The organism is Streptomyces sp. NPDC048258, assembly GCF_043201995.1.
Lineage (GTDB): Bacteria > Actinomycetota > Actinomycetes > Streptomycetales > Streptomycetaceae > Streptomyces.
This window is the reverse complement of sequence record NZ_JBICZH010000001.1, coordinates 19,696-40,012: the sequence shown is the minus strand read 5'-3', so window position 1 is coordinate 40,012 and position 20,317 is coordinate 19,696. Positions and strand designations below refer to the sequence as shown.

General features: G+C 70.9%; 22 protein-coding genes and 1 riboswitch. Of the genes, 9 read left to right on the top strand and 13 right to left on the bottom strand.

Translation table 11 applies throughout. The features are described from left to right. Positions 1–60: 60 nt before the first annotated feature. Positions 61–1,533, top strand: coding sequence for a PTS transporter subunit EIIC (locus ACGFYQ_RS00215; RefSeq protein WP_393738295.1), 1,473 nt, complete (start codon positions 61–63; stop codon positions 1,531–1,533). 123 nt (positions 1,534–1,656) lie between these two features. Here the strand turns inward: ACGFYQ_RS00215 and ACGFYQ_RS00210 are convergent, their stop codons facing one another. Next, on the bottom strand, positions 1,657–3,099 hold the full coding sequence (locus tag ACGFYQ_RS00210; protein ID WP_393738293.1) for a hypothetical protein: 1,443 nt from the start codon (positions 3,097–3,099) through the stop codon (positions 1,657–1,659). Between the two features lie 126 nt (positions 3,100–3,225). On the opposite strand from ACGFYQ_RS00210, the gene ACGFYQ_RS00205 reads away from it, so the two are divergent. Next, positions 3,226–3,429: a hypothetical protein gene (locus ACGFYQ_RS00205; RefSeq protein WP_393738291.1), complete on the top strand. Its 204-nt coding sequence runs from the start codon at positions 3,226–3,228 to the stop codon at positions 3,427–3,429. A gap of 48 nt (positions 3,430–3,477) precedes the next feature. On the opposite strand, the gene ACGFYQ_RS00200 is transcribed toward ACGFYQ_RS00205, so the two are convergent. Both ACGFYQ_RS00200 and ACGFYQ_RS00195 read right to left on the bottom strand, forming a co-directional pair. Further along, positions 3,478–4,098, bottom strand: coding sequence for a hypothetical protein (locus ACGFYQ_RS00200; protein ID WP_393738289.1), 621 nt, complete (start codon positions 4,096–4,098; stop codon positions 3,478–3,480). Then, on the bottom strand, positions 4,095–4,313 hold the full coding sequence (locus tag ACGFYQ_RS00195) for a hypothetical protein (protein ID WP_393738287.1): 219 nt from the start codon (positions 4,311–4,313) through the stop codon (positions 4,095–4,097). The genes ACGFYQ_RS00200 and ACGFYQ_RS00195 overlap by 4 nt, the downstream gene beginning before the upstream one ends. A gap of 115 nt (positions 4,314–4,428) precedes the next feature. On the opposite strand from ACGFYQ_RS00195, the gene ACGFYQ_RS00190 reads away from it, so the two are divergent. Both ACGFYQ_RS00190 and ACGFYQ_RS00185 read left to right on the top strand, forming a co-directional pair. Next, complete coding sequence (locus tag ACGFYQ_RS00190; protein WP_393738285.1) at positions 4,429–5,265, top strand: Scr1 family TA system antitoxin-like transcriptional regulator; 837 nt, start codon at positions 4,429–4,431, stop codon at positions 5,263–5,265. Beyond that, a complete protein-coding gene (locus ACGFYQ_RS00185; protein ID WP_393738283.1) occupies positions 5,249–5,503 on the top strand; it encodes a DUF397 domain-containing protein in 255 nt (84 codons plus the stop codon). The genes ACGFYQ_RS00190 and ACGFYQ_RS00185 overlap by 17 nt, the downstream gene beginning before the upstream one ends. A gap of 16 nt (positions 5,504–5,519) precedes the next feature. Here ACGFYQ_RS00185 and ACGFYQ_RS00180 read toward each other — a convergent pair whose 3' ends face one another. Continuing rightward, a complete protein-coding gene (locus ACGFYQ_RS00180) occupies positions 5,520–6,923 on the bottom strand; it encodes a PQQ-binding-like beta-propeller repeat protein (RefSeq protein ID WP_393738281.1) in 1,404 nt (467 codons plus the stop codon). A 105-nt stretch (positions 6,924–7,028) separates the two neighbouring features. Next, a complete protein-coding gene (locus tag ACGFYQ_RS00175; protein ID WP_393739662.1) occupies positions 7,029–7,394 on the bottom strand; it encodes a S8 family serine peptidase in 366 nt (121 codons plus the stop codon). Between the two features lie 280 nt (positions 7,395–7,674). Between ACGFYQ_RS00175 and ACGFYQ_RS00170 the strand changes: the two genes are divergently transcribed. Both ACGFYQ_RS00170 and ACGFYQ_RS00165 read left to right on the top strand, forming a co-directional pair. After that, positions 7,675–8,028, top strand: a complete 354-nt coding sequence (locus ACGFYQ_RS00170) for a protease inhibitor I9 family protein (RefSeq protein WP_393738279.1) — start codon at positions 7,675–7,677, stop codon at positions 8,026–8,028. Positions 8,029–8,124: 96 nt separating this feature from the next. Continuing rightward, positions 8,125–9,756, top strand: coding sequence for a protein kinase (locus ACGFYQ_RS00165; protein WP_393738277.1), 1,632 nt, complete (start codon positions 8,125–8,127; stop codon positions 9,754–9,756). A 13-nt stretch (positions 9,757–9,769) separates the two neighbouring features. Here the strand turns inward: ACGFYQ_RS00165 and ACGFYQ_RS00160 are convergent, their stop codons facing one another. Beyond that, positions 9,770–10,510 (bottom strand): beta-glucanase, encoded by a 741-nt coding sequence (locus ACGFYQ_RS00160; RefSeq protein ID WP_393738275.1) that lies wholly within the window; start codon positions 10,508–10,510, stop codon positions 9,770–9,772. A gap of 70 nt (positions 10,511–10,580) precedes the next feature. Beyond that, complete coding sequence (locus tag ACGFYQ_RS00155) at positions 10,581–11,189, bottom strand: phosphoribosylanthranilate isomerase (RefSeq protein WP_393738273.1); 609 nt, start codon at positions 11,187–11,189, stop codon at positions 10,581–10,583. Positions 11,190–11,326: 137 nt separating this feature from the next. On the opposite strand from ACGFYQ_RS00155, the gene ACGFYQ_RS00150 reads away from it, so the two are divergent. Further along, positions 11,327–11,899, top strand: a complete 573-nt coding sequence (locus tag ACGFYQ_RS00150) for a Uma2 family endonuclease (RefSeq protein WP_393739660.1) — start codon at positions 11,327–11,329, stop codon at positions 11,897–11,899. A gap of 95 nt (positions 11,900–11,994) precedes the next feature. On the opposite strand, the gene groL is transcribed toward ACGFYQ_RS00150, so the two are convergent. The 4 genes from groL to thrC form a co-directional block, all read right to left on the bottom strand. Further along, positions 11,995–13,617: a chaperonin GroEL gene (gene groL, locus ACGFYQ_RS00145; RefSeq protein WP_328926339.1), complete on the bottom strand. Its 1,623-nt coding sequence runs from the start codon at positions 13,615–13,617 to the stop codon at positions 11,995–11,997. A 305-nt stretch (positions 13,618–13,922) separates the two neighbouring features. After that, positions 13,923–14,129 (bottom strand): cold-shock protein, encoded by a 207-nt coding sequence (locus tag ACGFYQ_RS00140; RefSeq protein WP_030009783.1) that lies wholly within the window; start codon positions 14,127–14,129, stop codon positions 13,923–13,925. A 382-nt stretch (positions 14,130–14,511) separates the two neighbouring features. Further along, the gene (locus ACGFYQ_RS00135) at positions 14,512–14,790 is read right to left on the bottom strand and encodes a MoaD/ThiS family protein (protein ID WP_393738270.1); all 279 of its coding nucleotides are present in this window, start codon (positions 14,788–14,790) and stop codon (positions 14,512–14,514) included. A gap of 34 nt (positions 14,791–14,824) precedes the next feature. Further along, positions 14,825–16,129 carry a threonine synthase gene (gene thrC, locus ACGFYQ_RS00130; protein WP_393738268.1) on the bottom strand — a complete coding sequence of 435 codons (1,305 nt, stop codon included), beginning with the start codon at positions 16,127–16,129 and terminating at the stop codon, positions 14,825–14,827. A 17-nt stretch (positions 16,130–16,146) separates the two neighbouring features. Further along, positions 16,147–16,303: riboswitch (SAM riboswitch) on the bottom strand. Between the two features lie 186 nt (positions 16,304–16,489). On the opposite strand from thrC, the gene ACGFYQ_RS00125 reads away from it, so the two are divergent. Beyond that, entirely contained in the window at positions 16,490–17,440 is a 951-nt protein-coding gene (locus ACGFYQ_RS00125; protein ID WP_393738266.1) for a glucosyl-3-phosphoglycerate synthase, read from the top strand. 46 nt (positions 17,441–17,486) lie between these two features. Further along, positions 17,487–18,935 carry a trehalose-6-phosphate synthase gene (locus ACGFYQ_RS00120; protein ID WP_393738264.1) on the top strand — a complete coding sequence of 483 codons (1,449 nt, stop codon included), beginning with the start codon at positions 17,487–17,489 and terminating at the stop codon, positions 18,933–18,935. A gap of 209 nt (positions 18,936–19,144) precedes the next feature. On the opposite strand, the gene otsB is transcribed toward ACGFYQ_RS00120, so the two are convergent. Both otsB and ACGFYQ_RS00110 read right to left on the bottom strand, forming a co-directional pair. Continuing rightward, positions 19,145–19,993, bottom strand: a complete 849-nt coding sequence (gene otsB / locus ACGFYQ_RS00115; protein WP_393738262.1) for a trehalose-phosphatase — start codon at positions 19,991–19,993, stop codon at positions 19,145–19,147. A gap of 33 nt (positions 19,994–20,026) precedes the next feature. After that, positions 20,027–20,263 (bottom strand): DUF3263 domain-containing protein, encoded by a 237-nt coding sequence (locus tag ACGFYQ_RS00110; protein WP_030031449.1) that lies wholly within the window; start codon positions 20,261–20,263, stop codon positions 20,027–20,029. Positions 20,264–20,317 lie beyond the last annotated feature (54 nt).

Sequence of the window (20,317 nt, the reverse complement as noted above, 5' to 3'; positions counted from 1 at the left end):
TGACCGGACCCGCTGACTCCTCCCCTCCCCAACGGCAAGGCGACCCTGACGATGCCCACCATGCCCACGGACAAGAACCGCGCCACCGCCGCCGCGATCCTTCCTCTGGTCGGCGGCCCGGACAACATCACCTCGATCGCGCACTGCATGACCCGCCTGCGCATCTCCCTGCGCGACCGCTCGCTGGTCCAGGACGAGGCCCTCAAGGCTCTGCCCGCGGTCCTGGGCGTGGTCGAGGACGACACCTACCAGATCGTGCTGGGGCCGGGCACCGTCGCCCGCGTCGCCCCGGAGTTCGAGGCGCTGGTCGAGGAGGGCCGCCGGGCGGCACCCCACACGATCACGGCGGACGATCTGGCCGCCCAGGGCGCGGCGCTCAAGGAGGCCCAGAAGACCCGCAACGCCACCCCCTTCAAGCTGTTCCTGCGCCGCATCGCCAACATCTTCGTCCCGCTGATCCCGGCCCTCATCGGCTGCGGCATCATCGCGGGCCTGAACGGCGTACTGGCGAACATGGGCTGGCTGCCCGCCGTCGTCCCGGCGCTCGCCGCCATGGCCTCCGGCTTCATGTCGCTGATCGCGGTCTTCGTCGGCTACAACACGGCCAAGGAGTTCGGCGGTACGCCCATCCTGGGCGGCGCGGTCGCCGCGATCATCGTCTTCCCGGGCATCGCCAAGATCGAGGCGTTCGGCCAGCAGCTCTCCCCCGGCCAGGGCGGCGTCCTCGGGGCGCTCGCGGCCGCCGTGCTCGCCGTGCACGTGGAGAAGTGGTGCCGCAGGTGGGTCCCGGAGGCCCTGGACGTCCTGGTCACGCCGACCCTCACCGTCCTGGTCTCCGGCCTGGTCACGATCTTCGGCCTGATGTTCCTCGCCGGTGAGGCCTCCGCCGCCATCGGAACCTTCGCCGACCGGCTGCTCGCCACGGGTGGTGCGTTCGCGGGCCTGGTCCTCGGCGGGCTGTTCCTCCCCCTCGTCATGCTGGGCCTGCACCAGGCCCTGATCCCGATCCACACCACGCTCATCGAACAGTCCGGCTACACGGTCCTGCTGCCCATCCTCGCCATGGCGGGCGCGGGCCAGGTCGGCGCGGCCCTCGCGGTCTACTGCCGCCTCCCCCGCAACCGTTCCCTCCGTACGACCATCAAGTCGGCGCTCCCGGCCGGTCTCCTGGGCGTCGGCGAGCCCCTGATCTACGGCGTCTCCCTGCCGCTCGGCCGTCCCTTCGTCACCGCCTGCGTCGGCGGCGCGGCCGGCGGAGCCTTCGTCGGCCTCTTCCACCAGCTCGGCGTGGCCTTCGGCTCCACCGCCATCGGCCCCTCGGGCTGGGCCCTGTTCCCGCTGCTGGACGGCAAGTCGAGCATGGGCGCCACCATCGCCGTCTACGCGGGCGGCCTGGCCGTCGGCTACCTGGCGGGCTTCGTCGCGACGTACTTCTTCGGCTTCACCCGCCAGATGCTGACCGACCTGAACACGGACCCCGAACCCACCACACCCACCAGCCCGGAACCCACCTCGGAACCGGCCCTGGCCTGACCCTGGCTCTGGGGCCCATCCGTCCCCGCGCACCTGGGCCGCCGGCTGCCCGCCTGGGACGGCTGGCACGACGAACACCTCCACGCCCGCCTGCGCACCGACGTCCCGGTGTGAGAGGGGCAGTCACTGGGCCGGGGTTGGGATCGGGGTCGGCGTCGGGGTTGGGGTTGGGGGCGGGGTCGCGCCCTTTTCGGTGGCGCTGGCCTTTTCCAGGAGCTCCGCGTAAGGCATCTGCGCCATGGAGCCGCGGAACTGTGTGAGACCGTAGCGTTCATAGGCCTTTCGGTTCACAGGCGGCGTACGCGGATCGAACTTTATCCGCCTACCCGGCGGGGACACATCCACAATGACGCGAGACGACGTAGCGCCCGACCTCCACACCGTCACGTGCAGTGGGCCACGGGTCACATTCAGAATTTCACTGCTGTTCGACATCCCGGCCTCGAATCTGTACTTCGGAGCGGGCGGATCGCCCGGCTTCAAGGAGTCCCGGAGTGTCTTCCCCGTCACCCTGGCGTTCTCGTAATTGCCGGTCATTTTCATTCTGTCTTTCCTGATCACGTACACCTCGGTCTGAGCACTGAGCGCCTCATACTTGCGGGGATCAGGATTATCTATCTCAATGACCGCATCCTGGGCGATCTCTTCCCCTGGGTTCAGCACGCGGCCGTCCGGGCGGACGAACTCGTCATCGTAGATCGATTCGGACTTTTCCTTCTTGTCGTGCGACCTACTTCTCGCAGGCTCTCCACGGATCCAGTAGGTGCTGCCCAAGATATAGACGGGCACCTGACCGGCATTCTTCACGTACAGATGGACCGTCACGTACAGCTTCGCCGCCCCGTTTTCCAGGTTCGGCTCCTTGAACTCGGCCCCACTCTGGATCAGCGGCTCCGTCACATAGGGAACATAGATCTGCGAATACGCCAGGTTCGCGCCGGCGAGAAGCGTGGAAATGATCACGCCGATCGCGATCTTCCTGGGAATGGGGAGCCCCTTCCACGCCCCGCACTTGAAAAGTAGGAACAGGGCCACCAGAGACCAGACACCGAGGGCCATCCCGACCACGGTGTAACCGGTGAACCGCTCGCCGATCTGCAGCAGAAGGAGGGTGATGCTGCAGAGGAGGGAGATCACGACTCCGACGAGAACAACAACGCCCGAGTAGGGCCACCGCCGCTTGCCCCAGTAGTCGCCGGCGGCCACGATGGCCAGCACCTCCACCACGGCCACAACAAGGATGGTGAGCCCGGCAATTCGTCCGCCGTACGTCAGCGCATCGCCGCTGTCCGACACGCCGATCCGGAAAAGCGGCCATGCCGTCACGAGAAGGCCGGCGACCATGTACAAGCAGGTGCCTCTTCGCAACCCCGCTCGGTCCGGCCAGACAGTGCCGTCCTCGCCGAGCCAGCTGATCTCGTACCCCGGTGGCACACCGGCACGATCCAGGATTCTTCGGAGTTCCCCGAGGGACCAGACCCTGCCCACATGCTCGCCGTCTACCAGAACCTTCCGCAAGCCGCGTTCATCAGGCGCCCCCACGGTTACCTTGGGCGTTTTCGCCATAACACCAGCCTGCCTCTTGACCGCGGATGGCGCGCCTCGTGCGCCCCCTGTCGGCGTGCACCCGACACGCCGTAGAGGGAAGCTGGTGTTGACGTTTTGGTGTCACTCGTCCCCAGAGGAGTTCCCATGCGCGCCCGAATCCTCGCGTTCGCCACCACCCTCGTACTGGCCGCTCTCGGCGCCGCGGTCCCCGTCGCATCCGCCGCCGCACCGGCCATCCCCGGACCGACGTGCACGGACAAGCAGGGGACGGTGGAGTACGACTCCTCCACCGGCCAGTGGACCTGCAAGGGCGGCGAGCACGACGGCGAACTCATCACCGAGAGCTGAGACTCAGCAGGCCGCGGTACGCAAGAACCGCACCAGGTCATCGGCGCTTTAGCCGAGCTTCGGACCCCGCTCGGCCGCCATCAGCAGCAACTGGCCCACGATCTCCGCGCCCCAGCCGTCCGTGCCGTCCGCCGACCACTCCCACAGCTTCTCGACACCGAGGTCGGTCATCAGCAGCCCGTACGCACCCCGGACCTCCCGGCACGTCTCGGCGACGGCGTCCAGCAGCCGTACGCCCGGCCGTTCGCAGCGCAGCCCGAAGTACCCGCCGATCTCCTCGACCGCGCACCCCCGCGGCGGCCGCGCCTTGAGCCGGTCGTAGCGCGCGTCCGCGAAGTCCGGACAGTCCCCCACCGGGCAGTGGACCAGCGTGAACCGCTGCCACCCCGGCGGCGGAGGCGGCAGCGGCCGCCACGCCGTCAGGCCGAAGGCCTCGTGCACCAGCGCGGTCGCCTCGTCCGCCGTATCGGCCGACCGCGACTCCCGCCGCTCGCCGTCGTCCCCGACCGCCGTCCACGACCCGCCGCCCTCGTCGCGCCGCACGTGTACGGAAATCCCCGTGCCCCCACGCCTCCATCCGCCACCACCACCGGCAAGGACCGTCTCCAGCCCGCGCAGCTTCCACCCGAGCTCGAAGGCGAACTCCGCCGCCTCGACCGCCTCGCTCATGCGCGGGCCCGCTCGTGGAGTACGGCGGCCAGCCGGAGCGCGGTGTCCAGGTTGCAGCGTCCCAGGTCGACCAGCGGCAGCCCGTGCGTACCGGCCGCCGAGACCCCGTCCACACCCAGCGAGGGGAACAGTACGCCCACCCCCGCCAGGGACTCCCTCAGCTGCTGCACCGCCTCCTCAGCCGCCTGCATGCGCTCCTGTGGAGTGAGCACCATGACATGTCACCTTTCTACTCTGAGTGTTCAGCTTCGACACACAGAGTGGCGACGCGCTCGCTAGCCTTTCAACGCGGACACCGCAACAACCGCACGTGTTGGCCAGGGAGTTGCCATGGCAGGAAAGAACCTCGATCCCTCCTCCTCACCCCGCGCCCTGCTCGGCGCCGAACTGCGCGTCGCGCGCGAGCGCGCCGGCCTCAGCCAGGCCGAACTCGGCGAACCGCTCTTCGTCAGCGGCTCGTTCATCGGCCAGCTCGAAGCGGGCACGCGCCGCATGCACCTCGAATTCGCGCGGCAGATAGACGACATCCTCGACACGGGCGGCTTCTTCGTCCGCAACTGCGGCGCGGCGGCCAAGTCCAAGTACCCGGACCACTTCGCGGCGGCGGCCGAGGCGGAGGCTCTGGCGACGGCGATCCGGGAGTACGCGCCTCAGCTGATCCCCGGGCTGCTCCAGACGGAGGCGTACGCGCGGGAGGTCTTCCGCGCCGGGCATCCGACCGCGACTGAGGAGACGATCGACGAGCTGGTCGCGAACCGCCTAGCCAGGGCCGCGCTGCTCAGTGATCCAACAACACCGCTGTTGTGGTGCGTCCTTGACGAGACGGTGCTCCGCCGCACTGGAGACAACCCCGCGGTCCTCGCGGAGGCCTTACGTCACATCGCGAGCCTGATGCGGTCGCGCCGGATCATCGTTCAGGTGCTCCCTTTCAGCGCGGGGCTGCACGCTGCCATGGGCGGCGCCATCAAGCTGATGTCCTTCGATGATGCTCCCCCGCTCTCCTACGTCGAAGGCATGGGGACAGGGCTGCTGTTCGACGATCCGGCCACGGTCACCCATCACACCCTGACCTACGATCTCCTCACGGCCAACGCGCTGTCACCGCGCAAGTCCCTGGCCCTGATCGAGTCGGTGGCGGAGGATTACGAACATGATCAGCACGCCTGAGTACGACCTGTCGGCCGCCAGCTGGCACAAGTCCAGCTACAGCGATGCCAGCGGCGGCAACTGCCTGGAGATGGCCACCTGGCGGAAGTCCACCCACAGCGACGGCAGCGGCGGCGACTGCCTCGAAGTCGCCGACGGCCACCCCGGCCTCGTCCCCGTCCGGGACTCCAAGGTCCCCGACGGCCCCCACCTCACCTTCGGCGCGGGCGCCTGGGCCGCCTTCGTCGGCGGCCTCTGACCGGAACGGCCGGGCCTCACCACCCGAAGACGGGATCCACATCGAAGATCGGCGGCAGTTGCCCGCCCGGGTCCAGGTTGACGAAGGTGCGGCCGTACAGGGCGATCGACTCGCCCATCGGGAGGTCGCGCAGGACCGTCGACTCCCCGGCCGGCTGCCCGGTGCGCGGGTCGAGGTGCCAGAGGTGGGTGTACGCGCCCTGGGTGACCACGGCGATCCGGCCGGACCGGCCGGTGCCCACGGCGCGGACCTTCCAGTCCTGGTCGAAGGCGCGGGTCCACAGCTGGCTGCCGTCCGTCAGGGAGTAGGCGGCCAGCACCTCCCGCTTCTCGCGCTCCGGGACCGGCACGATCAGCACGTCGCCGAGGACCCGATGGCGCCCGTCCGGGTCCGGGACGTACGGCGACTGCTCCGGCCCGCCGCGCGGCCGGCCCGCGTCGTCGAAGGTGAGCAGATGCCCGTCCGCGACGACCGCGGCCGGGCGGGCCGACACCAGGCGCGGGGGCTCGGTCCCGGCCGGGCGCGTGGCCTGCCAGGCGACGGCGCCGGTGCGGGCGTCCAGCGCGATCAGCTCGCTGCCCGAACCGGACCGGGCGGCAACCAGCACCCGGTCCGGACCGGCCAGGACTTCCGTGACGTCCGCGGGCCGGCGCAGCGGGGTGCGCCAGGCCTCCTTGCCCGTGCGCAGGTCGTACGCGAGGACCGCGTCCGCCGTCGCGGTGACGGCGAGGGAGCCGACCGCCGACACGTTCCCGGTCGGGTTCGGTATGTCCTGCACCCAGCGCTTCTCGCCCGAGATGACGTCCACCGCCACCAGTCGCGTTCCGCACGCGTCCTGCCCGGCGGCGGTGTAGGCGAGGACACCGGTGCCGGACGGGGCGTCGGGGCTCATCCCGCAGACCTCGCCGCCGGCGGGCGGTGGGCCGAGCCGCCAGCCGCGGCGGCCCTCCCCGTCGTACCCGGTCACGCCGTCCGTGCGGACCCGGATCACGAACCCGGAGGTGGGCGGCGACGCCCAGGAGCCGAGCGGCTTCCCGGCGGCCGCGCCCTCCGGGATCTGATAGCCGAAGAGGTCCATGTGCGGGCCCCGCAGCCACGAGAAACCGAGCCGGCCGGGCCACAGGGCGACGAGCGCGACGGCGACGGCCGCGACCCAGCCGACGGCGGAGCGGTACCCGCGGCCCTTCACGGCCGACCGCCACAGGCCACCCGCGGCGAGAGCGGCGACCAGTGCCCACAGCACCAGTGGGCCCAGCCCGCGCGGGCAGCCGCCGATGCCGCACAGGTCGCCGGACGTGTCCGCGGCGGTCGACTTCACACACAGGACGGCGTACAGCACCGCGACGGCGCTGAACGCGCAGGCCGCGGTGAGCCGCACGTGGTCCCGGAGCCGCTTCGCGAACGGCGGTGGCGTGTCCATGATCCCCCCGCCCGCAGCCTATCCACGATCGGGCGGCGCGTGCGGCGGCCCGTGCGCGGGCTTGCGCGCACGGGCCTGGGGCCGAGCTGCCAGAACCCTCTGAGGTCAGAGACCGCTGGTGAACAGCAGCTTGTTCGGAGAGGCCGGGCTGATGCTGTTCAGGACGTCCTTGGAGGACTCGTCGTCGATGAACTCGTTGATCTCCGCCGGGGTGGCGGTCGGGTGCGCCTGCTTGTAGAGGGCGGCGATACCGGCGACGTGCGGCGCGGCCATCGACGTACCGTCGAGGGCCACGCTGCCGCCGCCGAGCTTCGCGGAGACGATGGCCTGGCCCGGTGCGTAGAGGGAGACGCACCGGCGGTGGCCAGACGTGCGAGCAGGCGCATGAAAGGAACTCCCTGACGGGGTGCACTGTCGGCATGGGTGAGCCGCACCCGCGCCACCGAGTGCTTCCACGGGTGCGGCCCTCATGTCCATCGGTGCCACCCCGAAGCGGCTTGAACCGCCGCTCCCCGCCTGGCCGATCGTCCCGATGTTCGTCAACACGGTCCGTCCCACAAACTGCAGAAAGGAATAACCTCCTCTGCCGTCCAGGCCGCACCCCGGCCCGCACGGCCCGTGGCCGCCCCGGCAAGATCACCCGTACGGCCCGCCCCCACACCAGGGAGCGCGCGGCCGGTGCGCCGCCCGTGCCCCCGCCTCACCCCGGGACCTCGTTGACCGGCACCACGGCGCGTGGTGGCCTCGCCCCATGCGCAACCGTCTGAGCCGAGCCCTGCCCGTGGCCCTCGCCGTCCTGGCCGCCGTCACCGCCCTGCCCGTGTCCGCGGCCGCCGCCGTGCCCGAGCCCGTGCCCCACACGGCCCCCGCCGACCCCGCCGACCACGCCGACCACGCCACGTACATCGTCACCGTGCACCCGGGCCTCGACCCGGCCGCCGTCGCGGAGGCCTACGGGATCACCCCGCTGCACGTCTACCGCGACTCGCTGAACGGCTTCGCCGCCCGCCTCTCCCCCGAGCAGGTCGAGGACCTGCGGGCGACCGCGGTCGTGGAGTCGGTCGAGGAGGACGGTGGCGCGACCCCGTTCGGCCCCGCCGCCTGACCGCGGCGAACCACCCGGCAATTCCCCGCCGACGCCCGGCGCTTAGGGTGAGTCGGATCAACTCATCGGTTGATCCGGGGGATCGGGGGGAGACCGATGAGCAGCGTGACCGAGGTGTTCCAGCCGCTACGGGCGGACGATCCCACGACCGTGGCCGGCTACCGCCTCGCCGCCAGGCTCGGCGCGGGTGGCATGGGCCGCGTCTACCTGTCGCACACCCAGGGCGGCCGACCGGTGGCGATCAAGGTGGTACGTCCGGAACTGGCCGAGGACCCGGCCTTCCGGAGGCGCTTCCGCCGGGAGGTGGAGGCGGCCAGGCGGGTCCGGGGCGCGTACACCGCCGAGCTGATCGACGCCGAGGCGGACGGGACGCCGCCCTGGCTGGCCACCCTGTACGTGCCCGGGCCCTCGCTGTCGGAGGCCGTCGACCGGCGCGGACCGCTGCCCGTGCCCGCGGTGCTGTGGCTGGTCGCGGGGGTGGCCGAGGCCCTGCAGGCCATCCACGGCGCGGGCATCGTGCACCGGGACCTGAAGCCGTCGAACGTGCTGCTGGCCGCCGACGGTCCCAGGGTCATCGACTTCGGCATCTCGCTGGCCTCCGGCACCACCGCGGCCACCGCCACGGGCACCGCCATCGGCACGCCCCAGTACATGGCCCCCGAGCAGGCGTCGGCGGGTGAGGTCACGGCGGCCACCGACGTCTTCGCGCTGGGCCAGACGGCGGCGTTCGCCGCGTTGGGCGAGCCGCTGTACGGGGACGGCCCCTCCGTGAGCGTGCTGTTCCGGATCGTGCACTCCGACCCCGACCTGTCCAGGCTGCCGGAGCCGCTGCGCCCGCTGATCGCCCGGTGCCTGGCCTCCGATCCGCAGGAGCGGGCCACCCCGACGGAGATCGTGGCGTGGTGCCGGAAGCATCTGGGCAAGGACGCCGACGCGGGCGGCGGACCGGCCGTCTGGCGGGAGGTGACGGGACCGGAGGTGGTGATCCCGGCGCCCGTCCCGCATCCCACGTCGGTGCACACGACGCCGCTGGTCTGGCAGCCGCCGCCGCTGCCGACGGCGCCGGTCGGGCCGGAGGAACGGCGGGCGCGCAAGCGGCGCATCGCGCTGATCACCGCCGCGGCGGTGACGGCGGGTGCCATGCTGCTGACGGGCCTGGTCTGGATCGGCAAGGGGGCGGCGGACAGGCTGCGCGAACTGGACGCTTCCCCGACACATCCGACCGGATCGGCCGCGGAGGCCCAGGGGACACCGTCGGGATCGGCTGGCCCGTCGACCGGCGGCAAGGCGCCGAAAACCTCCGGATCCGCGTCCGGCACGCCCAAGGCGTCCAAGCCGCCCACGGCCTTCCCCTACCCCGGGCTGCGCCTGGACGAAAAGAACTCGATCGGCATCAAGGACCCGGTCCGGCACGAGGACCGCACGGGGGACATCCGCCTGAGCTGCGCGGAGACGGGGACAAGCTGCCGGCTGGAGAGCGACGCTAGCGTGTTCACCCTGCTGTACGCCGATCCGGGCACCGGGAACCTCGACACGTGCCGCCTCCTCACCGGCCCCGGCGCCGCCAGCAAGGTCCCGCTGGCCGCGGTGGCGGCCGGCAGCGAGATCTGCGTCAGGCACCCGTCGGGGGACATCGCGCTGCTCGTGATCGGGATCAAGTCGACCGTGAGGCTGAAGGACCTGCCCGCGTGGGTCCTCACGGACATGACGGTCTGGCGCGCGGCCTGACGAGAAGCCCTGCCTAGGGCCGGTACACGGACAGCCGTGAGACCTCGTACGCCATCTCCGTCACCCCCGGGCCGGGCGACGGGTGGTAGCGCCCGGCCGACACGGACAGGTTCACGATGAGGTAGGCGTGCCAGGACCGGCCCACGCCCCTGCGGTCGGCGAACACGCGGGCGCCGTTGACCCACCACACGACCGACTTCCGCCCGAACTCGACCTTGAGGTCGACCCACGCGCCGGGCCGCACCGACGGGTCGCGGTGGTAGAGGTGCGCCTCGCGGACGTGGTTGGAGAGCTCCAGCAGATCCGGGTTGTCGGGGTGGTACTCGAAGACGTCGATCTCCTGGCCGCCGTCCCGCCAGGTCCAGATCGCCGGCCAGGCCCCCGTCTCCACCGGGAGTTTCACCCGGGCCTCCAGCACGTCGCCGGTGCGCACCATGAACCCCTCGTCGCTGCCCTCGGTGGTGAGCAGCCCGGTGTTCCAGTTGCCGTCGGGCCTCAGCGTCGCCCGGAAGACGCCGCCGCGGCTGTAGTCGGGATCGTCGACGAGGTGGTCCAGCTTGTTGTCCCCCGGGTTCGTCGGGCCGCCGTCGGGATACGCCCACGAGCGGCCCGCGACCCACTGGGTGGGCGAGGCGAAATCGGCGGTGAAGACGGCGGCGAGGCGCGGCCTGAGCGCGACCGCGCCGCCGCCCGCGCCCGCCGGGGCGAGCCGGGACGTCAAGCGCCGCAGCCAGCCGAGCTGTTCCGAGTCCATGCAGGGTGTGTGCCCCCAACCGGACGCACCCATGCCGGAATCATCGCACAGGGTAATCGCATGGAAGCGTTCAGCGACCGGGGGCGCGCGCCGCCTCGATGAAGGCGCGCATCAGATCGGGCGACTTCACCCCGCGCTCGCTCTCCACGCCGCTGGAAACGTCCACGCCCCATGCCCCGGTGACCTCGACGGCCTCCCGGACATTGCCCGGGTTCAGCCCGCCGGCGAGCAGCCACTTGCCCTCGGGCGCCGTGAAGTCCGCCGACCCCCAGTTCCACGGCTTGCCGGAGCCCGGGTCGGGGGCGTCGAGGAGCAGCAGGTCCTCCCCGTACTCGCCGCAGCGCTTCACATGCCCGGCGGTGGCCCGCAGCAGCGTCCGCCCCTCGGCGCGCAGCGCCGCGAAGTCCTCGGGGCCCTCCTCGCCGTGCAGCTGTACGCCCCGTACGCCGCTCTCCTCGGCGAACCGGCGCACCTCCGCCACCGACTGCCCCCGGAACACCCCGACGGTGAGCACCCCGTCCGGCACCCGCGCGGCCAGCTCCCGCGCGGTGGCCGCGTCGACCGTACGGGGGCTGCCGGGGGCGAAGACGAACCCGACGGCCTGCGCCCCGGCCGCCACGGCCACGTCGACGTCCTGCGCGGTCTTGAGCCCGCAGATCTTGACGAAGAGATCGCTCATGCCCCCAGTCAATCAAAGCCCCCCGATCGGTGGTGATCCGTCTCGGCACCCGGGCGCGACCACCCACGCGCCGCTAGCCTGGAACGAGGCTCACGCCCAGTGCACAGCACGCCACGCGGAGGACAACGGTGACGATCATGATCGAACGGGCCACACCGATAGGGCAGGCGGCACCGCCGACGTTCGAGACGCTCCTGCGCACCGTCGAGGAGATGGACACGCCAGACGGCTTCAAAGCCGAGCTCATCCGGGGGAAGATCATCGTGTCACCGTGGTCCAGGCTGCGTTACTACCGCCCCATGCGGGCGCTGCGTGAGCAGCTCGAGGCCCACGCCCCGGAGGGTCACGTCGCGGACATCGCGCCGTTCCTCTTCCAGTTCCCTGACGCCGGGCGCGCCTACGGCCCCGATCTCTACGTGGTCGACGAGTCTGCCTTCGACGGCGAGGGGAGGCACCTGGACGGAGCGGCACTCTCCCTGGTGGCCGAGTTCACCTCGGTGTCCACCAAGGACGTGGACTGGCACGAGAAGATGGACGTGTACGGACAGCTCGTCCCCGTCTACCTGATCGTCGACATGCAGGGGTCCGAGATCACCTGCTTCTCGGACCCCTCGCCGCACGGGTATCAGTTCCGCAAGACGGTGCCCTTCGGTGCACCCCTGCCCATCCCGGACCCCTTCGGCTTCGACATTGACAGCTCGGGCTTCTGACGCCGCCCGAAACGCCCGAGGGCGGCACCCCCCGCAGGGAGTGCCGCCCTCGTTCGAGAACAGCCGATCAACCAGAGGCCGAAGCCAGGGGTCGATCAGAAGTCCATGTCACCGCCCGGCATGCCGCCCGGCGCGCCGGCGCCGGCCTTCTCGGGCTTGTCGGCGATGACGGCCTCGGTGGTCAGGAACAGCGCGGCGATCGACGCGGCGTTCTGCAGCGCGGAGCGCGTGACCTTGGCCGGGTCGATGATGCCCTCGGCGATCATGTCCACGTACTCGCCGGTCGCGGCGTTGAGGCCGTGACCGATCGGCAGGTTGCGGACCTTCTCGACGACGACGCCACCCTCGAGACCACCGTTGACGGCGATCTGCTTGAGCGGGGCCTCCAGGGCCAGGCGCACGGCGTTGGCGCCGGTCGCCTCGTCGCCCGTGAGCTCCAGCTTCTCGAAGACCGCGGAGGCCTGCAGCAGGGCCACGCCACCACCGGCGACGATGCCCTCCTCGACGGCCGCCTTCGCGTTGCGCACGGCGTCCTCGATGCGGTGCTTGCGCTCCTTGAGCTCGACCTCGGTCGCGGCGCCGGCCTTGATGACGGCCACGCCGCCGGCCAGCTTCGCGAGGCGCTCCTGGAGCTTCTCGCGGTCGTAGTCCGAGTCGGAGTTCTCGATCTCGGCGCGGATCTGGTTCACGCGACCGGCGACCTGGTCGCTGTCACCGGCACCGTCGACGATGGTGGTCTCGTCCTTGGTGATGACGACCTTGCGGGCGCGGCCGAGCAGGTCGAGACCGGCGTTCTCCAGCTTGAGGCCGACCTCCTCGGAGATGACCGTGCCACCGGTGAGGATGGCGATGTCGCCGAGCATGGCCTTGCGGCGGTCGCCGAAGCCCGGGGCCTTGACGGCGACGGACTTGAAGGTGCCGCGGATCTTGTTGACGACCAGGGTCGACAGGGCCTCGCCCTCGACGTCCTCGGCGATGATCAGCAGCGGCTTGCCGGACTGCATGACCTTCTCCAGGAGCGGCAGCAGGTCCTTGACCGAGCCGATCTTGGAGTTGACGATCAGGATGTACGGGTCGTCGAGAGCCGACTCCATACGCTCCATGTCGGTGGCGAAGTACGCCGAGATGTAGCCCTTGTCGAAGCGCATGCCCTCGGTGAGCTCCAGCTCCAGACCGAAGGTCTGGGACTCCTCGACGGTGATGACGCCTTCCTTGCCGACCTTGTCCATGGCCTCGGCGATGAGCTCGCCGATCTGGGTGTCGGCGGCGGAGATGGAGGCCGTGGAAGCGATCTGCTCCTTGGTCTCGACATCCTTCGCCTGCTCCAGCAGGGCGCCGGAGACGGCCTCGACGGCCTTCTCGATGCCGCGCTTGAGGGCCATCGGGTTGGCGCCGGCGGCCACGTTGCGCAGGCCCTCGCGGACGAGCGCCTGGGCCAGGACGGTGGCGGTGGTCGTACCGTCGCCCGCGACGTCGTCCGTCTTCTTGGCGACTTCCTTGACCAGCTCGGCGCCGATCTTCTCGTACGGGTCCTCGAGCTCGATCTCCTTGGCGATGGAGACACCATCGTTGGTGATCGTGGGCGCGCCCCACTTCTTCTCAAGGACGACGTTGCGACCCTTGGGGCCAAGGGTGACCTTGACGGCGTCGGCGAGCTGGTTCATCCCACGCTCGAGACCGCGCCGGGCCTCCTCGTCGAACGCAATGATCTTGGCCATCTGAAGTGGTCCTCCCGGACAGCGGTGGATTGCTCCCGGACCGCGCCCGCGCCCGCGACGGACGGCCTGCGTGCCCGGCGGTTCCTTCCCGCCGGACCCTGCGGGCCTCACCGACCCGGTCCTCGTGTGGTAGCACTCTCACCTGGAGAGTGCTAACGCCAATGATTAGCACTCGACCCCCTCGAGTGCAAGCGGCTTGGGTGAACGCCCCCGTGAACGGCCCCCTGAACGCACGAGGGGCCCACACCCCGTGTCCAGGATGTGGGCCCCTCTTACGTACGCGTGGGCGGTCGATCGCGCCAGGACTAGCCGAGTGCGAGCTTGACCATGTCCGCCTGCGGACCCTTCTGGCCCTGCGAGATCTCGAACTCGACCCGCTGACCCTCTTCAAGGGTGCGGTACCCGTCCATCTGGATGGCGCTGTAGTGGACGAACACATCCGCACCACCGTCGACCGCGATGAAGCCGTAGCCCTTCTCCGCGTTGAACCACTTGACGGTGCCCTGAGCCATGCCTAACTCCCCTATTACTGGCCCTTGCGCAGGAACGCACTTCGCGCTCCCGGGTCAGAACTTGCGTCGGAACGCGTCGACCGAGGCTGAATGTATCTGCGCCGGTGCTGTCTGCAACAGGTCAATCCGACGAGAATTCAGGACACCCAGAAACATTGAAATAGAGTGAAAATTTGGCATATGGCAGGGCAACTCGGACCCGGCAAATCTCACCAAAGCCCCATACCGCGCTTGCATATTGACTGAATGTCAACCCTGCCGCGGCCCGTTCATATGCGGCGGGCAAGTCCAGCGGAGGGGACTTCCCCAACTCTACCGCGCCCAATCAAGCAGAATTGCCCCCTCCGCTTTTAGCGGAGGGGGCAATTACGGTTTTCGCGTGTCAGCAGCCGCCGGCGACGGCGGGAATGATCGACACACCGGCGCCGTCCGGCGTCGCCGCCTCCAGCCCACCCTCGAAGCGCACGTCGTCGTCGTTGACGTAGACGTTCACGAAGCGGCGCAGCTTGCCCTGGTCGTCCAGGACACGGGCGGCGATGCCCGGGTGGCTCTTCTCCAGCGACTCGATGACCTCGGCCAGGGTCGCGCCCTCGGCCGGGACCTCGGCCTTGCCGCCGGTGTAGGTGCGCAGGATGGTGGGGATGCGGACGTTGACGCTCATGGCGCTACTGCCTTTCCGGTGTGCGGGGGGAGGGTCAGGCCAGGCCGGCGGCGCGGAACGCGTCCAGGCTCGGGCGGATGGTGGCGGTCTGGCCGCTGTCCGCGACCACCGCCTCCAGGGTCTTGAGGCCGTCACCGGTGTTCAGGACGACGGTGGTCAGCGCCGGGTCGAGCTGCCCGTTCTCGATGAGCTTCTTCGTGACGCCGACGGTCACGCCGCCCGCCGTCTCGGCGAAGATGCCCTCGGTCTGCGCGAGGATCTTGATGGCCTCGACGACCTGCTCGTCGTTGACGTCCTCGACGAAGCCGCCGGTGCGCCGCGCGATGTCCAGGACGTACGGGCCGTCCGCCGGGTTGCCGATGGCGAGGGACTTGGCGATGGTGTTCGGCTTCTGCGGGCGGACCACGTCGTGGCCGGCCTTGAAGGCGGTGGACACCGGGGAGCAGCCCTCGGCCTGGGCGCCGAAGATCTTGTACGGCTTGTCCTCGACGAGGCCGAGCTTGATCAGCTCCTGCAGACCCTTGTCGATCTTCGTCAGCTGCGAGCCGGACGCGATCGGGATGACGATCTGGTCGGGCAGCTGCCAGCCGAGCTGCTCGCAGATCTCGTACGCCAGGGTCTTGGAGCCCTCGCCGTAGTACGGGCGCAGGTTGACGTTGACGAAGCCCCAGCCCTCGCCCAGCGGGTCGCCGATGAGCTCGGAGCAGAAGCGGTTCACGTCGTCGTAGTTGCCCTCGATGCCGACCAGGTCGCCACCGTAGACACCGGCCATGACGACCTTGCCCTGCTCCAGGTCGTGCGGGATGAACACGCAGGAGCGGAAACCGGCCCGGGCGGCGGCGGCGCCGACGGCGCCGGCCAGGTTGCCGGTGGAGGAGCAGGACAGGGTGGTGAAGCCGAAGGCGCGGGCCGCCTCGACGGCGATCGCGACGACGCGGTCCTTGAAGGAGTGCGTCGGGTTGCCGGAGTCGTCCTTGACGTAGAGCTTGCCGGTGACACCGAGCTCCTTGGCCAGGTTCTCCGCGTCCACGAGCTTGGTGAAGCCCGGGTTCAGGCTCGGCTTGGAGGCCACGTCCGCGGGGACGGGCAGCAGCGGCGCGTACCGCCAGATGTTGTTCGGGCCGGCCTCGATCGCGGCGCGCAGGGCCTCGACGTCTTCAGATGAACCCGTGCCGGTCGGGAGGTCGTAGGCGACTTCCAGAGGTCCGAAGCACTCGACGCACGCGAAGATGGGTCCGAGCTCGAAGCGGGTACCGCACTCGCGACAGGAAAGGCCGGTGGCAGGTCCGAGGTCGACGGTTCCGGTTCCGGCAGAGGTGGCGACAGTCTGTGCAGCCATGATGGCGAGGCCCTTTCTCCTCATCTTCCCCATGGCGCACTTCGCCATGAGACGGAATTGGCACCTTCCCTAGCCGGGGACCTCGCGGAGGTGCGTGAAAACGCATCGCGAGAACCGACTGGAGGGTTGCCGGGGCTTCAACGGGCCGTGTCCCTCTGCCCCTCTGGATGAGCGGTATGGCACCGGGCCGCGCGCTCTGTGGCGCGTCCGGGCGTTTGTGCGCGAGGACCCCCGGCATGCGGTGGTCCTCTGCGTTGTTCAAGACTGTAACCGAAGGGCCGGGCGGTTGAGACAGCCGTCCGAACCGCGAGATGGATCACAAATCGGTCCAAACAAGTGACGATGCAGGGAGTACCGAGGGTGCTGGAAGAGGTGGAGCGCTGGCTGGCCGACCGCTCCTGGTCCGCCGCCGACCGACCGCTCGACCAGCTGCTGGACCGGAAACGGGCGGCTGGGACCACGGTCAGCGTGGTGCTGCCCGCGCTCGACGAGGAGGCGACGGTCGGCGCGATCGTCGAGGTGATCCGGCGCGAGCTGATCGAGGGACTGCCGTACCCCCTCGTGGACGAACTAGTGGTCATCGACTCGGGCTCCAGCGACCGGACGGCGGAGGTGGCGGCGAAGGCCGGCGCCCGCGTCGTGCACCGCGACGAGATCCTGCCGCGGATCCCGGCGCTGCCCGGCAAGGGCGAGGTGCTGTGGCGCTCCCTGCTGGCCACCGCCGGGGACATCGTCTGCTTCGTCGACGCCGACCTGCGGGACTTCTCGGCCGACTTCGTCTCCGGGATCGTGGGGCCGCTGCTGACCGAACCGGACGTGCAGTTCGTCAAGGCGATGTACGACCGCCCGCTGGGCGACGCCCCCGGCCAGGGCGGCCGGGTGACGGAGCTGGTGGCGCGCCCGCTGCTCAACCTGCACTGGCCGCAGCTGGCCGGCTTCGTCCAGCCGCTGGGCGGCGAGTACGCCGTACGCCGCTCCCTGCTGGAGCGGCTGCCGTTCCCCGTCGGGTACGGCGTCGAGCTGGGCCTGCTGGTGGACGCGCTGCACACGGTCGGGCTGAACGCGCTGGCCCAGGTGGACGTGGGCGTACGGGTCCACCGCCACCAGGACGGGCAGGCGCTGGGCCGGATGGCCGCGGCGATATACCGCACCGCGCAGCTGCGGCTCTCGCGCGGTCATCTCGTACGGCCGGAGCTGACGCAGTTCGAGCGGGGGCCGGACGGGTTCGTGCCGCGGACGTACGCGGTGGACACGGAGGAGCGGCCGCCGATGCTGGGCGTCAAGGAGTACGCACTGCGCAGCGTGGCGTGAGGGATCGTACGGTTTGAGCGGGCGCGGGCCGGGCTAGGTTGGCCGCATGGCTTCTCAGGTACTCGTTGCAGCGAACCGCGGCCCGCTCTCGTACGTCCTCGCCGCCGACGGCACGCTCAGTGCCCGGCGCGGCGGGGGCGGTCTCGTCTCCGGACTCTCCGCGGCCCTGGCCGAGCAGCCGGACGCGGTGTGGATCTGCGCGGCCCTGTCGGAGGCGGACCGGGAGGCGGTCCGCCGGGGCGTGGCCGAGCCTGGCGTCCGGATGCTGGACATCGATCCCACGGTGTACGACGACGCGTACAACGGCATCGCGAACTCGGTGCTGTGGTTCACCCACCACCACCTGTACGACATCCCGCGCACGCCGGTCTTCGACGCGGAGTTCCGCCGGCAGTGGGGGTCGTACGTCGCCTACAACCAGGCCTTCGCGGCGGCCCTGGCCGAGGAGGCGGCGGAGGGCGCCTGTGTCCTGGTGCAGGACTACCACCTGGCGCTGGTGCCGGGGCAGTTGCGGGAGCTGCGGCCGGACCTGCGGATCGGGCACTTCACGCACACGCCGTGGGCCTCGCAGCAGTTCATGCACATGCTCCCGGACGACATCCGGCGGGAGCTGGTGTGGGGGATGCTCGGGGCGGACCGGCTGGGCTTCCACACCTACGAGTGGGCGCTCGGCTTCATCACCAGCGCGCAGTTCGAGGACGCGAGCGGCGTCGCGCGGACGCACCTGCCGAGCGGGGAGGACCCGCTGCGCGGGGTGAAGCACATCAAGGCGGGCGGCGAGGCCCGGTTCACGCACGTGACCAAATACCCCCTGGGGGTCGACGCGGACGAGCTGCGGGCGCTGGCGCACCGGCCGGAGGTGGACGACAAGCTGGCGGCACTGCGGGCGGAGGTCGGCGACCTGAAGACGATCGTCCGGGTGGACCGGACGGAGCTGTCGAAGAACATCCTGCGGGGCCTGCTGGCCTACCGGGAACTGCTGACCACGCACCCCGAATGGCGCGGCCGGGTGGTGCACCTGGCGTCCGCGTACCCGTCGCGGCAGGACCTGGCGGTGTACCGGGCGTACACGGAGTCGGTGCGGGAGCTGGCGGCCGCGATCAACGAGGAGTTCGGCACGGCGGACTGGCAGCCGGTGCACGTGTCGGTGCAGGACGACTTCGCGCGCTCGCTCGCGGCGTACCGGATGGCGGATGTCGCGCTGGTGAACCCGGTGCGGGACGGGATGAACCTGGTGGCGAAGGAGATCCCGGTGGTGTCGGAGGCGGGGTGCGTGCTGGTGCTGTCGACGGGGGCGGGGGCGTACGAGGAGCTGCGGCAGGACGCGCTCACGGTGAACCCGTACGACGTCACGCAGACGGCCGAGGCCCTTCACGCGGCGCTGTCCATGCCGGACGCCGAGCGCGCGGACCGCACGAAGCGCCTGGCCGCGGCCGCCACCGCCCTCCCCCCGGCCGAGTGGTTCACGGCCCAACTGTCCGACCTCCAGGCCTGACCGCGGCCCGCCTACTGGGGCTCCGCCCCAGACCCCGCGCCTCAAACGCCGGCGGGGCTGGATTGCCCGCAGGGCAATTTCAGCCCCGCCGGCGTTTGAGGCGCGGGGGTCCGGGGGCAGCGGCGCCGCACCCACCCAGCCCCTCCGGCGTTTGAGGAGCGGGGTACGGGGCGGAGCCCCGGATCCTTGAGCCCCGGCGGCGGCGCGGGTCAGGCGCGCAGGGCCTCGGCCAGGTCGGAGAGGAAGGCCGCTACCGCGCCAGGGCCCGGGAGGACCAGGTCGGCGCGGGAGGCCAGCTCCGGAACCTCCGCGGAGCCACTGCACACCAGCAGCCCCGGCAGACCATCGGCCCTCCGCTTCTCGACCGCCGAGTACGCGGCAAGGTCACCCAGGTCGTCCCCCGCGTACAGCACCGGCCCCGCGTCCGTCTCCGCCAGGAACTCCGTCAGGGCGACGCCCTTGTCCGTGCCCGGCGGCCTGAGCTCCAGCACGGCCCGGCCCGGTTCGACCATCAGCCCGTGCCGCGCGGCCAGCTCGGCCAGCGGTTCCCGGAGCGCCGCGAAGGCCGCCTCCGGGTCCTCGGCGCGGCGGGTGTGGACCGCCAGCGCCCGGCCCTTCTCCTCGATCCACGTGCCCCGCCAGGCCCCGATCGAGTCCAGGAATCCCGGCAGCTCGGCCCGGACCGCCGCCACCCCGGGGTGCTCGGCGGGGGCGTGGACGATCCCGGTGACGGCGTCCCAGCGCTCGGCTCCGTAGTGGCCGAGGACCACCAGGTGTTCCAGTCCGGGGACCCCGGCGAAGCCCCCGTAGCGGACGGCGACGCCCGCCGGCCGGCCGGTGACCACGGCGACCGAGGCCACCTCGGGGGCGAGCGCGGCGAGGGCGGGTACGGCTCCGGGGTGGGCGCGCGCCTGGTCCGGGTCCGGGACGATGTCGGCGAGGGTCCCGTCGAAGTCCAGGGCGATCACGGACCGGCGGGGTGCGCGGAGCAGGGCTTCGAGTCCCTCGCGTCCGGCTGCGGTGACGGGCATCGGCAAGTCGTGCGGATGGCTCCCCATACGGACGACCCTAACGGCCCAGCCGCGTGACGGCTATCGCCTGGCCCGCTGCGCCTCGCGGATGCGCCGCAGCCGGTTCACCGTGCCCGGGGCGTGCGCCAGCGCGCGGGGGTCGTCCATCAGCGCGTTGAGCAGCTGGTAGTAGCGGACCGGGGTCATCCCCAGCCCCTCCCGTATCGCTCGCTCCTTGGCCCCGGGCCCGGGCCAGGTGCGTCCCTCGTACGCGAGCACCGCGGCCTCCGTGGCCGTCAGCTGCCCCTCGTCCGTCATACGGCCAGATTAACGCCGCCCACCGACACCGCCCCGACCGCCCGGTCCGCCGAG

What these genes read in the sequence shown, in the direction of transcription:
- ACGFYQ_RS00215 (WP_393738295.1), top strand. Translation starts at nt 61, where the DNA reads ATGCCCACGGACAAGAACCGCGCCACCGCCGCCGCGATCCTTCCTCTG.
- ACGFYQ_RS00210 (WP_393738293.1), bottom strand. Translation starts at nt 3,099, where the DNA reads ATGGCGAAAACGCCCAAGGTAACCGTGGGGGCGCCTGATGAACGCGGC.
- ACGFYQ_RS00205 (WP_393738291.1), top strand. Translation starts at nt 3,226, where the DNA reads ATGCGCGCCCGAATCCTCGCGTTCGCCACCACCCTCGTACTGGCCGCT.
- ACGFYQ_RS00200 (WP_393738289.1), bottom strand. Translation starts at nt 4,098, where the DNA reads ATGAGCGAGGCGGTCGAGGCGGCGGAGTTCGCCTTCGAGCTCGGGTGG.
- ACGFYQ_RS00195 (WP_393738287.1), bottom strand. Translation starts at nt 4,313, where the DNA reads ATGGTGCTCACTCCACAGGAGCGCATGCAGGCGGCTGAGGAGGCGGTG.
- ACGFYQ_RS00190 (WP_393738285.1), top strand. Translation starts at nt 4,429, where the DNA reads ATGGCAGGAAAGAACCTCGATCCCTCCTCCTCACCCCGCGCCCTGCTC.
- ACGFYQ_RS00185 (WP_393738283.1), top strand. Translation starts at nt 5,249, where the DNA reads ATGATCAGCACGCCTGAGTACGACCTGTCGGCCGCCAGCTGGCACAAG.
- ACGFYQ_RS00180 (WP_393738281.1), bottom strand. Translation starts at nt 6,923, where the DNA reads ATGGACACGCCACCGCCGTTCGCGAAGCGGCTCCGGGACCACGTGCGG.
- ACGFYQ_RS00175 (WP_393739662.1), bottom strand. Translation starts at nt 7,394, where the DNA reads ATGAGGGCCGCACCCGTGGAAGCACTCGGTGGCGCGGGTGCGGCTCAC.
- ACGFYQ_RS00170 (WP_393738279.1), top strand. Translation starts at nt 7,675, where the DNA reads ATGCGCAACCGTCTGAGCCGAGCCCTGCCCGTGGCCCTCGCCGTCCTG.
- ACGFYQ_RS00165 (WP_393738277.1), top strand. Translation starts at nt 8,125, where the DNA reads ATGAGCAGCGTGACCGAGGTGTTCCAGCCGCTACGGGCGGACGATCCC.
- ACGFYQ_RS00160 (WP_393738275.1), bottom strand. Translation starts at nt 10,510, where the DNA reads ATGGACTCGGAACAGCTCGGCTGGCTGCGGCGCTTGACGTCCCGGCTC.
- ACGFYQ_RS00155 (WP_393738273.1), bottom strand. Translation starts at nt 11,189, where the DNA reads ATGAGCGATCTCTTCGTCAAGATCTGCGGGCTCAAGACCGCGCAGGAC.
- ACGFYQ_RS00150 (WP_393739660.1), top strand. Translation starts at nt 11,327, where the DNA reads ATGATCGAACGGGCCACACCGATAGGGCAGGCGGCACCGCCGACGTTC.
- groL (WP_328926339.1), bottom strand. Translation starts at nt 13,617, where the DNA reads ATGGCCAAGATCATTGCGTTCGACGAGGAGGCCCGGCGCGGTCTCGAG.
- ACGFYQ_RS00140 (WP_030009783.1), bottom strand. Translation starts at nt 14,129, where the DNA reads ATGGCTCAGGGCACCGTCAAGTGGTTCAACGCGGAGAAGGGCTACGGC.
- ACGFYQ_RS00135 (WP_393738270.1), bottom strand. Translation starts at nt 14,790, where the DNA reads ATGAGCGTCAACGTCCGCATCCCCACCATCCTGCGCACCTACACCGGC.
- thrC (WP_393738268.1), bottom strand. Translation starts at nt 16,129, where the DNA reads ATGGCTGCACAGACTGTCGCCACCTCTGCCGGAACCGGAACCGTCGAC.
- ACGFYQ_RS00120 (WP_393738264.1), top strand. Translation starts at nt 17,487, where the DNA reads ATGGCTTCTCAGGTACTCGTTGCAGCGAACCGCGGCCCGCTCTCGTAC.
- otsB (WP_393738262.1), bottom strand. Translation starts at nt 19,993, where the DNA reads ATGGGGAGCCATCCGCACGACTTGCCGATGCCCGTCACCGCAGCCGGA.
- ACGFYQ_RS00110 (WP_030031449.1), bottom strand. Translation starts at nt 20,263, where the DNA reads ATGACGGACGAGGGGCAGCTGACGGCCACGGAGGCCGCGGTGCTCGCG.